At 72.4% G+C, this 13,007-nt stretch carries 6 protein-coding genes; 1 reads left to right on the plus strand and 5 read right to left on the minus strand.

All coding sequences use genetic code 11. From position 1 onward, the window contains the following. Positions 1-2: 2 nt before the first annotated feature. Positions 3-1,565: an AMP-binding protein gene (locus tag GVV04_RS24940; protein WP_161691008.1), complete on the minus strand. Its 1,563-nt coding sequence runs from the start codon at positions 1,563-1,565 to the stop codon at positions 3-5. A gap of 37 nt (positions 1,566-1,602) precedes the next feature. Continuing rightward, entirely contained in the window at positions 1,603-2,685 is a 1,083-nt protein-coding gene (locus GVV04_RS24945; protein WP_161691010.1) for a ferritin-like domain-containing protein, read from the minus strand. 285 nt (positions 2,686-2,970) lie between these two features. On the opposite strand from GVV04_RS24945, the gene GVV04_RS34540 reads away from it, so the two are divergent. After that, positions 2,971-5,799, plus strand: a complete 2,829-nt coding sequence (locus tag GVV04_RS34540) for a helix-turn-helix transcriptional regulator (RefSeq protein WP_161691012.1) — start codon at positions 2,971-2,973, stop codon at positions 5,797-5,799. Positions 5,800-5,809: 10 nt separating this feature from the next. Here GVV04_RS34540 and GVV04_RS24955 read toward each other — a convergent pair whose 3' ends face one another. Genes GVV04_RS24955 through GVV04_RS24965 form a run of 3 tightly spaced genes read right to left on the minus strand, consistent with a single transcriptional unit; the run spans position 5,810 to position 13,006 of the window. Further along, positions 5,810-7,546: an acyl-CoA carboxylase subunit beta gene (locus GVV04_RS24955; RefSeq protein WP_456238325.1), complete on the minus strand. Its 1,737-nt coding sequence runs from the start codon at positions 7,544-7,546 to the stop codon at positions 5,810-5,812. Further along, a complete protein-coding gene (locus GVV04_RS24960; protein ID WP_161691016.1) occupies positions 7,455-8,687 on the minus strand; it encodes a metal-dependent hydrolase family protein in 1,233 nt (410 codons plus the stop codon). The genes GVV04_RS24955 and GVV04_RS24960 overlap by 92 nt, the downstream gene beginning before the upstream one ends. Further along, positions 8,684-13,006: a type I polyketide synthase gene (locus tag GVV04_RS24965; RefSeq protein WP_161691018.1), complete on the minus strand. Its 4,323-nt coding sequence runs from the start codon at positions 13,004-13,006 to the stop codon at positions 8,684-8,686. The genes GVV04_RS24960 and GVV04_RS24965 overlap by 4 nt, the downstream gene beginning before the upstream one ends. Position 13,007 lies beyond the last annotated feature (1 nt).

Raw genomic sequence — 13,007 nt, forward strand, 5'->3', positions numbered from 1 at the left:
CGTCACTCCGGTGAACCGACTGCTGAGCCGGTACGGGCGAGATAGCGGTCACGCAGTGTGCGTTTGTCGACCTTCCCGTAGCCGATCATGGGCAACGCGTCGACGAACTCCACGTCGCGCGGGGTCCAGTTGGTGTCGAGGCGCTCGGTGACCAGGTCGCGGAGCTGCTCGGGGGTGACGGTGGCACCCGGTACGGGCACGACGAAGGCGTACGCCGCCTCACCATAGGCGTCGTCGGGCACGGCGACGACGGCCGCGTCGTGGACGTCGGGGTGGGCGGTCAGGACATCCTCGATCGGTCCCGGGTAGACGTTGACGGCGCCGGGACCGGTGACGATGAGCTCCTGGTCGCGTCCCACCAGGTAGAGGTAGCCGTCCTCGTCGAGGCGTCCGGTGTCCCCGGTGCGCAGCCAGCCGTCGACCAGCGTCCCGGCGGTCAGCTCCGGCTGTCCCCAGTACCCGGCCATCACCAGCGAACCGGTGATCCACACCTGACCGTGGTGCCCGGGCGGCAGCTCCCGTCCGGCCTCGTCCCGGACGGCGATGCGCACGTCACCGTAGGCGCGTCCGCAGGAGCGCAGCAGGTGGGGTCGGCTCGGGTCGTGCTCGTCGCCGTTGAGTTCGGTGATCAGGGGCGCCTCGCTCATCCCGTACGCGACGCGCACGATGGGCCCGAAGCGTTCGAGTGCCTGGGTCAGCCGGGCGGGGGCGACGGTCGAGCCGCCCAGGGTGATCATCTCCAGGCTGCTCAGGTCGGTCCGGCCGAGCAGCGGGCAGTCCAGCAGCTCGTACAGGCGGGGTGAGGCGGCGTTCGTGCTGGTGATGCGCTCCTGCTCGATGAGCGTGAAGAACTGCCTGGCGTCGAAGGAGTCGCACATCACCTGCGTCCCGCCGGCGAACAGCATGCCCATGACGCCCAGTTGCGAGCTGACGTGCCAGAAGACGCCGTAGTAGAGGTGGCGGGTCGGGCGGCCCTCGCCCGCCCACCTGGTGGCGAGTTCCAGGATCGTCTGGAACAGCACGTTGCGGTGGTGGACCAGCTTGGGGCGTCCGGTCGTACCGCTGGTCTGGAACACCGACGCGGGCTCGCCCGCGGTGTCGGCCGGGTCCAGCGCCCGCCGGGGTGCCTGCCACAGGTCGGTGCCCAGGGCGGCGGGGCCGAGGCTGAACACGGCCGGGGCAGCCGACCGTCGGGCCAGTTCGACGCCGGCCTCGGCGTGGGTGCGGGGGTCGTACACCAGCGCGTCCGGGCGGGCCTGGCCGAGGAAGTCCAACTGGTGTTCCAGGGGCGCGTTGGCCACCCAGACCGAGCGGCAGCCCAGCAGGTGCAGGGCGAAGTGCAACATGACCACGTCCGGGTGGTTGTTGGCGACCACCGCCACGGCCCGGCCCGCGGCCATCCCCTGCCCGCGCAGGGCCTCGGCCAGGTGCAGGACGCCGCACCGCAGGTCGGCGTAGGTCAGCCGGCGGCCCTGGTGCACGATCGCCTCCGCCGGACCGTACTTCTCGAACAGCGCCAACGCCTGCGGGACGTAGTTGGCGGGTACAGCGGTTGGGGTGTCCACGGGGCGATCTCCTCGGGCCGGAAGCTCGGTGCGGGGGTCAGGACGACTCTGAGCCGAGCCGGATCGCCCGCGCGACCTGCTCCTGGCGCAGCCTGTCGACCTCGTCGGCGACGTCCTCGTCCTCGGTCATCAACCGGTCGAGGTTGGCGTCCTGGTAGCTGAGCACTCCCATGTCGGCGAAGGCCCGCTGCAGTTTCGGGCCGAACAGGCCGATGTCCTTGAGCGTGGGCACGATCCGGGAGAACAGCTTGGACCGGAAGTTCTGGTAGTGCTCGGAGTCGCGCATGAAGGCCATGCACTCGGCGGCGTCCAGGTCGAGCGCGGTCCAGACCTCCTCGCCGACGAAGCGTTGCTGGAGCATGTGGCAGGCCTCGATGCAGAACTCCTCGCGTTCGTCGCGCTCGGCCTGGGTCAGCTCGGGGTAGTAGTCGCGCAGGGCCAGCCGGCCGAAGGCCACGTGACGCGCCTCGTCCTGCATGACGTAGGCGTTGAGCGCCTGGGCGAGTGGTTCCTTGGAGTAGTCGCGGATCTGCCCGAACGCGGCCAGGGCGAGACCCTCGATGAGGACCTGCATGCCCAGGTAGGTCATGTCCCAGCGGGAGTCGGAGATGATGTCGTTGAGCAGGTCCTTGAAGTGCGGATTGATCGGGTAGGCGAAGCCGATCTTTTCCCGCAGGTAGCGGGAGTACGCCTCGACATGGCGGGCCTCGTCGACGACCTGGGTCGCGGCGTAGAACTTGGAGTCGATGTCCGGTACGGTCTGCACGATCTTGGCGGAGCAGATGAGGGCACCCTGTTCACCGTGGAGGAACTGGGAGAACTGCCACGAGTTCATGTGTAGTCGGACGTTGGCCTTTTCTCTGCGGTTCAGTGATTGCCAGGTGCGCGATCCGTAGATGGCCACCGATTCTTCCGGTATGCCCATCGGGTCGTCATGATCGATTTCGATGGTCCAGTCGAGTCGTTCCGCCGCGTTCCACTGCCGCTGTTTGCCCTTTTCGTAGAGGGTGAGCAGTTTGTCCCGGCTCTCGTCGTAGTTCCAGTCGAATACGGTGGTGTTCCCTGCCTTGATGTGCCAGCCCGTCTGGTCGACAGGGAGGGCGTATAGCCGGCTGCTCAATGATGCCTCCGCCTCATAAATGGCTAACGTCTATCATCTACTTGTGGTTGTTTTTCGGGCACTGGGGAGTTCCCTAGGGTAAGGGGTATCCGTAGGTCCGGTTCTGCTGCGTGGTGCGGCTTTTGTGTCGAGAGTCAGCGCACAAAGGCAAATCTAAGCGTGCTAATGTCTTATTAGCGGATGGCGGCGTATCGCAGAAGGCGGGAGTCGATCTAGAATGGCCGGTCCCGGGGTTCGGTGGAAACCAGACGGTGGCAGCGGGTCTGCGTCGGGACAGTGGTGCTGATGCCCCCGTTCGTGGGCCGCGACACCGAGCTGGCAGTCCTGCGCAGTGGCCTGGAGGCGACAGGCCGGGCCGGCGTCCGGGTCGTGGCGGTGACCGGCGACCCCGGCATCGGGAAAACCCGGTTGCTCAGCGAGTTCGGTGAGCTCGCCCGCCGCCGGGGCGCCCGGGTGGTGTCCAGCTCGGCCACCCGGGGCCCGCGGTCACAACCGTTGGCCCCGCTGGTCGACTGCGACCGCTGCGCGAATCGGAAGACCGACCCGGGTGAGCCGCCGACGGGGGCCACCGCCTCCATCCAACTGGTGCGCGATTTCGTCAACCGGACGGGCGACGCGGACGCCAACAGCCTGGTCGTCCTCGTCGACGACATGCACTGGGCCGACGAGACGACCATCGCACTGCTGACCCAGCTCGTGCGCACCCCGTCGCCGGTGCCGCTGCTGGTCGTGCTGGCGTACCGGCCCCGCCAGGCCCCGGTGCGCCTGCACACCGCGCTGGTCGGCGCACCGGGTGACGACTGGGTGCGGGAGGTGCCGCTCGGGCCGATCAGCGAGCAGGACGCGCAGACCCTGCTCGGTCCACAGTGCGTCGTGCCGTGGCAGTGGGCCGTCTACCGACACAGTGACGGCAACCCGTTGCACCTGCACGCGCTGGCCGCCGCCGCCACCGGGCTGTGCAGCACCGCCTCGGTGGTCGTCGGCGAGCTGCCCGTCACGCTGCGGATGAGGCTGATCGGGGAGCTGGAAGCCGCCTCCCCGCTGAGCCGCATCGTCCTCGACGCGGCGGCGGTGGCGGGAGAGGTGTTCGAGCCGGCGCTGGTCGCGCAGATCGGCCAGTGCCGCGACGCCGAGGTGCACCGCGCCTTGGACGAACTGGCCGAACTGGACGTCGTCCGCCCGGTCGCCGGTGGCCGGCTGATCAGCTTCCGGCATGCCGTGCTGTGGCGGGCGGTCTACGACGCGGTCAGCCCGGGCTGGCAGTTGGTCGCGCACGACCGGGCGGCGGCCGCGCTGTGCCGGCGCGGCGCCCCGCCCGAGGCGCTGGCCCCGCACGTCGCCCGCACCGCCCGCCCCGGCGATCTGAGCGCGGTGTCGATACTGCACCGGGCCGCCATGGCGATGCAGCACCACGCGCCGGTCACCGCGGCGCACTGGCTCCGGGTGGCCCTGCGGCTGCTGCCGCATCGACCCGAACACGACCAGCGGCGCGTGGTGCTGCTGGTCCGCCTCGCTCAGCTGGCCGCCGTCGTCGGTGACCTGCTGGCCAGCCGCGACGCGCTGCATGAGGCGCTCAGGATGCTGCAACGTCGCCCGACGACCCGTCGCGCGTATGCGGTGGCCCTCTGCGTCATGGTGGAGCTGTCGCTGTCCCGACGTGCCGAGGCGGGCGCGTTGGCCCGGGCGGAGCTGGCCGCGTTGCCTGCCGCCCAGAGCATCGGACGGGCCATGCTCAGCTTCGAACTCGCCTGTCTGGAGTTGGCCGCGGGCCGCGCCGACGTCGCCCGCGAACTGGCCGCCGTGGCGTACACGGCGGCCCAGCGCCATCAGGCCCGCTCGGCGGAGGCCACCACGCTCGCCCTGCTGGCGGTGGCGGACACCGCCGCGCTGGACATGCCGGCCGCGCGTCGCCACCTGGATCAGGCGGTCGACCTGCTCGACGCGATGCTCGACGGCGAGTTCGTCCGCAGCCTGCGGGCCGCCGCATGGGTCATCGAGGCGGAGGTGCTGCACGAGCGCTTCGACGACGCGCTACGCCACCTGGACCGGGCGGTCTCCGGCGCCCAGCACAGCGGGCAGCTGCTGCTGCTGGCCCGGCTCTACGCGGCCCTGGTGGTGACGTTGCAGGTCAAGGGCCGGCTGCCGCAGGCACAGGAGTGTGCGCAGCGGGCGGCAGAGGTGGCCACCGCGGTCGGCGGGGAGCGGGAGATCGCCGTGGCCCGCATCCTGCAGGCCTGGATGGACAGCCAGGTACGGGCGACGGCGGGGACCGACCCGGAGGTGGATGCCCTGCCGGTGCTGCCCGACGGACCGTACTCGCTGTTGGTCCGTCGGTTGCTGGTGGAGATCGGGCTGGCCGGCGGGAACGTGGCCGGGTACCTGACCCGCACGCAGCTCGGCGACAGCCCCGGCCCGCCCGCTTCCGACCTGTGCTCGCAGGCCGGTTGGTGCGAGGCGATGACGCGGGCGGAACTCGCCGCCGGTCGGGCCGAGCTCGCGGCGCACTGGGCCGACCGCGCCGACGCAGTCGCCGCCGTGCTCGACCTGCCGGGCCACACCGGTCTGGCCCTGCTCGCCAGGGCGCAGGTGCTGGCCGCCGACGACCCGGCACGGGCGGTGACCGCCGCGCAGGTGGCGGCGCGGGAGTTGGCCTCCGCCGGCATGGTGGTGGACGCCGCCCGGGCCCGGATGGTCGCCGTCGGGCCGCTGGCCGCACTCGGCCTGGTCGACGACAGCTACCGGGAGATCAAGGCGGTGCAGGCCGCGTTCGAGGGGTGGGGCGCGCACCGGCTGGCTCGGCAGGCCGTGTTGGAGCGGCGTCGCCTCGCGGCGCGTTCGTCGCGCCGTACGGGCCCGGACGACCGCGAGAAGGCGGCCGGTTTGAACCTGCTCACGCGTCGGGAACGGCAGGTCGCCGTGCTGGTCAGCCAGGGCCTGACGAATCGGCGCGTGGCGCAGGAGCTGTTCGTGACCGAGAAGACGGTGGAGATGCACCTGGCGAACATCTTCGCCAAGCTCGGCGTGTCCTCCCGAGCGGTGGTTGCCCGTCTCATCGGGGCCACCGGGCAGCCGGTCGGTGCGGCGGTGCCGGCTGGGGAGGCGGCAGCGACCTGAGGGCGGCCGGTCACAGCGGGATGTTGCCGTGCTTCTTGGCCGGACCGATGACCCGCTTGTCGGCCAGGGCGCGCAGTGCGCGGACGACCGTGGGTCGGGTCTCCGACGGCAGGATCAGGTCGTCGACGCAGCCGTGCTCGGCGGCCCGGTAGGGCGTGAGCAGCTGGTCCTCGTACTGGTGGACGAGGACCTGGCGCAACAGCGCGGGGTCGTCGGCCTGGGCGAGGATACGGTGGTGCAGCAGGGCGACCCCGCCCGCCGCGCCCATCACGCCGATCTGCGCGGTCGGCCAGGCGAAGCACAGGTCGGCGCCCAGCTCCCTGGATCCCATGACCGCGTACCCGCCGCCGAAGGCCCGCCGTACCACGATGGTGATCTTCGGTACCGTCGCCTCGATGTAGGCGAACGCGAGTTTCGCGCCCCTGCGGATGATGCCCTGGTGCTCCTGGGCGGCACCGGGCAGGTAACCGGGCACGTCGACGAGGGTGAGCAGGGGGATGTTGAACGAGTCGCAGAAGCGGACGAACCGCGCGGCCTTCTCCGCTGCGTCGATGTCGATGGCGCCGGCCAGGTGCAGCGGCTGGTTGGCGACCACCCCCACCGGGACACCGTCGACGCGGGCGAAGCCGCAGATGATGTTGGGGGCGAAGTCGGGGTGCACCGGCAGCAGGTCGCCGTCGTCGACGATCCGCCTGACCACCTCGTGCATGTCGAACGGGGTGGCGGCCCGATCGGGTACGAGCGCGTCGAGTTCCCGGTCGGCGTCGGTGGGCTCCAGCCGGGACACCGGTGGCCAGCCGGGGGCCGGGTCGAGGTTGTTGGCCGGCAGGTAGGACAACAGGTCCCGGACGTAGTCGATGGCCTCGGCCTCGCTCGCGGCGGCGTAGTGGGCGTTCCCGCTCCGGGTGGCGTGCACCGTGGCGCCGCCCAGGGCCTCCATGCCCACCCGTTCCCCGGTCACCGCCCGGATGACGTCGGGGCCGGTGACGAACATGTGCGAGGTGTTCTCCACCATGACCACGAAGTCGGTGAACGCCGGGGTGTAGACGGCGCCGCCCGCGCAGACCCCCATGATGAGGGAGATCTGCGGGATCACCCCGGAGGCGGTCACCATCCGACGGGCCACCTCGCCGTACGCGGCCAGGGCCAGCACCCCCTCCTCCACCCGGGCGCCGCTGGAGTCGTTGATGCCGACCACCGGGCAGCCGACGCGCAGGGCGTGGTCGAGGATCTTGCAGACCTTGGCGCCGAAGACCGCCCCCGCGCTACCGCCCCGGTGGGTCGCGTCGTGCGCGTAGACACACACCTGGCGGCCGTCGACCGTGCCGAGACCGGTGATGACACCGTCACCGGGCGGCTGCGGCCCGGCGTACCCCTCGACGTCCCGGCGGGCCAGCCGGTCGGTCTCCACGAACGAGTCGGGGTCGAGCAGCGCCAGGATCCGTTCCCGGGCGGTCATCCGGCCCCGGGCGGCCAGCCGGCGGGCGGCCCGGGGGGAGCCGGGCTGTTCCGCCTCGGCGCGTCGGCGGCGCAGCTCGGCCACCTTCTCGGCGGTGGTCGGGGCGCAGAGGTCGGCGACGGCGCCGGCCGGCCGGCCGTTGGCCCGGCCCGGCTCCACGGCGGCGGTCATCGGCGGATGTCCGCGCTGCGCCGGGTCACTTGCGGGTGTCCTTGACGATCTCGCCGTCGCGGACGACGAGGACGACCCGGTCCGGGTCCCCGAACAGGTGCGGCTCGCTGAGCGGATCGAAGTCCACCGCGACGAGATCGGCCAGCTTGCCCACCTCGACCGACCCGACCCGGTCGGCGACCCGCATGATGCGGGCGTTGACCGAGGTGGCGGAGACGATCGCCGCCATGGGCCCCAGGACGCGGGCCTTGAGTGCGAGCTCCAGTCCGCGGTGGTTCTGGTCCGGTCCGATCAGGTCGGAGCCGGATCCGACCAGCACGCCGGCCTCGCGGGCCAGCAGCATGGCGTCGATCATGCGCTGTGCGGTGTCGCCGACCCGGTCCCGGAAGCTGGGAGCGAGTCCCTGCCGCGCGGAGTCGGTACGCATCGTCTCGGCGATGGCCAGGGTGGGCACCAGGTGCACCCCGTGGGCACCCATCATCGCGGCGGTGGCCTCGTCGATGCCGGTTCCGTGTTCGACGCAGCCCACGCCCGCCTGGACGGCGTTGCGGATACCGGCGCCGTTGTGGGCGTGCACGGTGACGTAGGTGTTGCGGGCGCGGGCCTCGGCGACGGCGACCGCGATCTCCTCGACGGTGTACTGGGTGTCCTCCAACGAGTCGGACACCGAGATGACCCCGCCGGTGACGGCCATCTTCAGGAACGACGCGCCCTGCCGGAAGCACTCGCGGGCGGCTCGGCGGACCTCCTCGACGCCGTCGGCGTTGGGGGTCATCCCGGTCAGGCCGCGTACCGACAGGGGCGACGGGCCCGCCGGGGCCAGCGGCGAACCCAGCCGGCCGTGACCGCCGGTCTGGGACAGCGCGACGGCGGCGGCCCAGATCCGGGGGCCGGGCACCAGCCCTCGTCGCACCGTACGCAGCACCCCGAGGTCGAGGCCGCCACAGTCACGGATCGTGGTGAACCCGGCGTTCACGGTCTCGCGCAGGTTGCGGAAGATGTCGGCGGCCCGTTCGGCCACCGACAGCTCCCCGTTGAGCACCGCGCGGACGTCGCTGGAGTAGCCCACGTGGGTGTGCGCGTCGATCAGCCCCGGCAGCAGGGTCAGCCCGCTCAGGTCGACCAGGTCGGCGCCGTCGGCCTGAACCCGGGCCCCCACCTGCGTGATCCGGTCGGCTTCGATCCGTACGGCCCGGTTGGTCACCGGTTCGTCGCCGAGCCCGTCGATGAGCGTGGCACCGGTCAACAGCATGGTCATGGCACCAGGTCCTTCTGGGCGGGGTCGGGGGAAACGGCCGGCGTCGTGCCGGGACGGTCCGGACCGGCGTCCGGCGGCGCGGGCAGGACCCCGCCCCGGGCGAGGAAACCCAGCATCCGCGCGAACAACGCGGCGTCCAGCTCCGGTGGACGGGCCAGCTCGGCCGGCAGTGCCGACCAGACGTTGTCGCAGCGCATCCGGGGCATGTCCCGGTCCGGGGTGTCGCCGAGCATCGCCATCAGCGGGGCGAGGTTGTTCGACGTCTCGTCGGCCTCGATCTGCTCGGTGAGCTGGTGGTGCCAGCGCTGCCAGTCGACGCTCGGCACCCGGTAGCCGCAGGTCCGCAGGTGGGTGAACATGTCGTTCCAGTCCAGCGGGTCGGGGTTGACGGTGTGGAAGGTGCCGCCGAGGGTCTCCGGTCGCAGGGACAGGGCGACCACGGTGCGCGCGACGTAGTCGACGCCGGCGGCGGCGAAGGCGTACCGGCGGGCGGGAGCCAGACCGAGGTCGAGGCAGCCCTGGATGACCTTGGTGACGTAGTCCTCCCGGTTGGTCGCGCCGGTGCGGCTGTCCCCGAGCACGGCACCGGCCCGGTAGACCGACACGGGCACGCCACGTTCCCGGGCGATGCCGACGAGACCCTCGGCGACCCACTTGCTCTGGCTGTACGCGGTGTCGTGGCCCACCGGCGGCGGCAGCGGGTCGTCCTCGTGGATCTGCCCGACGCCGGCGGCCACGGCTCCGGCGAGCACGGCCAGGGTGGAGATGTGGTGCACCGGCGTGGGCCGACCCCGGGCGGACAGTCGCAGGATCTCCTCGGTGCCGCGCACGTTCGTGGCCTTGAGGGACCGGTAGGGGCGCACGAAGTTGACCCAGGCGCCACAGTGGTAGATCGCGTCGACCTCGTCGGCGAGGGCGTCGAAGTCGGCCGGCGCCAGGCCGAGTCGGGGCCTGGCCAGGTCGGCGGGGACGACGCGCAGCCGGTGCGCGGATGGCATCGGTAGACCGTAGGAGGTCAGGGTGGCGTGCAGGCGTTCGGTGCCCTCCTCGGGGTTGGTGGCCCGGACCAGGCAGACGATCTCGGCGCTGGTCTGCCGGGCCAGTTCGGCGCAGAGGAACGCGCCGACGAACCCGGTGGCACCGGTGAGCAGCACCACCCGAGGGGGCCCGGTGCGGGCCGACGCGCCCGCGTCGGGGGCGACCGCCGGGTCGAGGACGACCTCGGCGGTGAGGTCGGGGCCGCTGCCGTGCACCTCGATCAGCGGTCGCCCGGACACGGCGGCCTCGATCCGGGCGGCCAGACCGGCGACGGTGGGGCTGGCCAGGACGTCGCGGGCGGTGAGCTGGGGTGCGCCGAGACGGCGCAGCTCCCGGGCAGCCTGCGTGATCATCAGGGAGTGGGCGCCGCAGTCGAACAGGTCGTCGGTGACGCTGACGCGATCCACGCCGAGCAGGTCGCACCACACCCGCGCGACCTGGCGTTCCCGTTCGTCACGGGGGCCGAGATAGCCGTCGTCCGGTGCGTCGTCCGGATCGACGCCGCCGGAGGTCGAAGCGACGGAGGTGTCGGAGGTGTCGGCCGGTCCGGTGTCGGCACCGACGGCGGTCGCCCCCGGCTCCACCCAGTACCGGCGGCGCTGGAACGGGTAGCCGGGCAGGCTGACCCGTCGGGCCGGCCGCGCGGCGTGCAGCGCCGGCCAGTCCACGCTCACCCCGGCCTGCCAGAGCCGGCCCACCGCGGCCATCAGGTGCGCGGTGTCCGGCAGCCGGTCGCGGGGGTGGCCCAGCGAGGCGACCGCGGTCGGGGTGGGGGCGAGCCGCTGTCCGGGTACCAGCGCGGTCAGCGCCCGCCCGGGCCCGACCTCCAGCAGCACCCGGTCGGGCGTGGTCAGGACGGTCCGCAGCGCGTCGGCGAAGCGTACGGGTTGACGCAGGTGACGCGCCCAGTAGTGCGGGTCGGTGGCGTCCTCGGGGCGGATCCAGGTGCCGGTGACACAGGAGACGAACGGGGTGTGCGGTGGACGCAGGTCGCACTCCTTCACCCGGGCGGTGAACTCATCGAGCATCGGTTCGACCAGCCAGGAATGGCTCGCCGCCGGCACGTTGAGCCGCCCGCAGTCCACGCCCCGGCCGGCCAGCAGCCGGTCGAGGGCGGCGACGTCGTCGTCCGGGCCGGCCACCACGGTCAGCTCCGGTGCGTTCACCGCCGCGATCGACAGCCGCTCGTCGAGCAGCTCCGTGACCTGCGCCTCGGGCAGCGGTACGGCGAGCATCCGGCCCGGGGCCATCCGGGCGAACAACTCACCACGGGCGTAGGTGACGGCGAGCGCGTCGCCGAGGGTGAACACCCCGGACAGGCAGGCGGCGACGTACTCGCCGAGACTGTGGCCGAACAGGGCGACCGGCTCCACGCCCCAGGACATCCACAGCTTCGCCAGCGCGTATTCCACGGCGAACAGCGCGGGGACCACGCCGGGCCCCTCGGCGCGGCCGAGCGCGCGTCCCCGTCTCGACCCGCCACCGCCGCCCGGGAACAGCAGCGCGGTGAGGTCGACGTCGAGCCGGTCGCGGAGCAGGGCGGCGCAGCGGTCGATCTCCTCACGGAACACCGGCTGGCTGCGGTAGAGGTCGACACCCATGTCCCGGTGCTGGTTGCCGCCGCCGGGGAACATGAACACGGCCCGGTGGACGGTGTCCGGGGCGGCGCGGGTGACCAGCCGGTGCGGGTGCTCCCCCCGCAGCACGGCCACCAGGTCGGTCAGGTCGGCGCAGGCGGCGAACCGGCGTACCGGGAAGCCGCGCCGCCCGTCCTGGAGGGTGAAGGCGACGTCGGCCAGGTCGAGGTCCGGGTGGTCCTCCAGATGGTCGGCCAGCCGCCGGGTGGCGGCGTCGACGGCGGTGCGGCTGCGCGCGGACAGCGGCACCAGGTGCCAGCCGGTCGCGGGTGCCGTGCCGGCCGGGTCGGGGATGGGCGGTGGCTGCTCCAGGACCACGTGGGCGTTGGTGCCACCGACCCCGAAGGCGCTCACCCCGGCGCGGCGCGGTCCGGCACCGGCCGACCACTCGGTGACGCGGGTTGGCACGTAGAAGGGCGACGTGTCCAGGTCGAGGTCGGGGTTGGGGGAGCGGAAGTTCCGCATGGGCGGGATCCGTCCGTGCTGTACGGCCAGGGCGGCGCGCATCAGGCCGGCGGCTCCGCCGGCGGCGTCGAGGTGGCCGATGTTGGCCTTGACGGAGCCGAGGGCGCAGAAGCCCCGCCGGGCGGTGCCGACGCGGAACGCCTGGGTGAGCGCGGCGACCTCGATCGGGTCGCCCACCCGGGTGGCGGTGCCGTGGGCCTCCAGGTAGCCGATGCTGCCCGGCGAGACCGCCGCCAGGGCGTGCGCGGCGGTGACGACGCGGGCCTGCCCGTCAACGCTCGGTGCGGTGAAACCGGCCTTGACCGCGCCGTCGTTGTTGACCGCGCTGGCCCGGATCACCGCGTAGATGTGGTCCCGATCGGCCAGGGCGTCGGAGAGCCGGCGCAGCACCAGGGCCACGGCGCCGTTGCCCGGCACGGTCCCCTCGGCGTCGGCGTCGAAGGGCCGGCACTGCCCGTCGGGGCTGAACACCCCGCCGTAGGCGCGCGAGTAGCCGGCCTTCAGCGGCAGGTTGATCGCCACCCCGCCGGCGAGCGCCAGATCCGACTCGTAGGTCAACAGGGACTGGCAGGCCAGATGGGTGGCGACCAGGGAGGTCGAGCAGGCGGTCTGCACGGTGTACGCGGGGCCGTCCAGGTCGAGGAGGTACGCCACCCGGGTGGCCAGGAAGTCCTTGTCGTTGAAGATGCGGGCCAGGGGCGCCATCGCCGAACGTTGGAAGCGGGGGTTGGTGGCGAGGTTGGCCATCAGGTACTTGTTCATGAACATGCCGGCGAACACGCCGACGGCGCCGTCGACGCGGTCCGGCGTGTGGCCGCTGTCCTCCAGGGCCGCCCAGGCGGTCTCGCAGAAGACCCGCTGCTGCGGGTCCATCGTCTCGGCCTCGGCGGCGTTGTAGCCGAAGAACTCCGCGTCGAAGTGGTCGGCGTCGTCGATCACCGCGCCCGCCGGAACGTACTCGGGGTCGGCGAGCAGGTGCGGGTCCACGCCGGCGGCGCGAAGTTCGTCGGGGGTGAAGCGGGTGATCGAGTCGACGCCGTCGAGCATGTTGGCCCAGAAGCCGGCGACGGTGTCGGCGCCGGGTACCCGGCAGGCCATGCCGATGATCGCGATCGGTTCGACCCCGTCGGGGGGACCGCCGTCCGGGGCGGTTCCGGTGCTGTCCAGGTGTGCGGTCACG

It is taken from the genome of Micromonospora rubida, assembly GCF_009908295.1.
GTDB classification, from domain to species: domain Bacteria; phylum Actinomycetota; class Actinomycetes; order Mycobacteriales; family Micromonosporaceae; genus Micromonospora; species Micromonospora rubida.

Coding starts and splice junctions, on each gene's coding strand:
- GVV04_RS34540 (WP_161691012.1), top strand. CDS start 2,971: ATGCCCCCGTTCGTGGGCCGCGACACCGAGCTGGCAGTCCTGCGCAGT.
- GVV04_RS24960 (WP_161691016.1), bottom strand. CDS start 8,687: ATGACCATGCTGTTGACCGGTGCCACGCTCATCGACGGGCTCGGCGAC.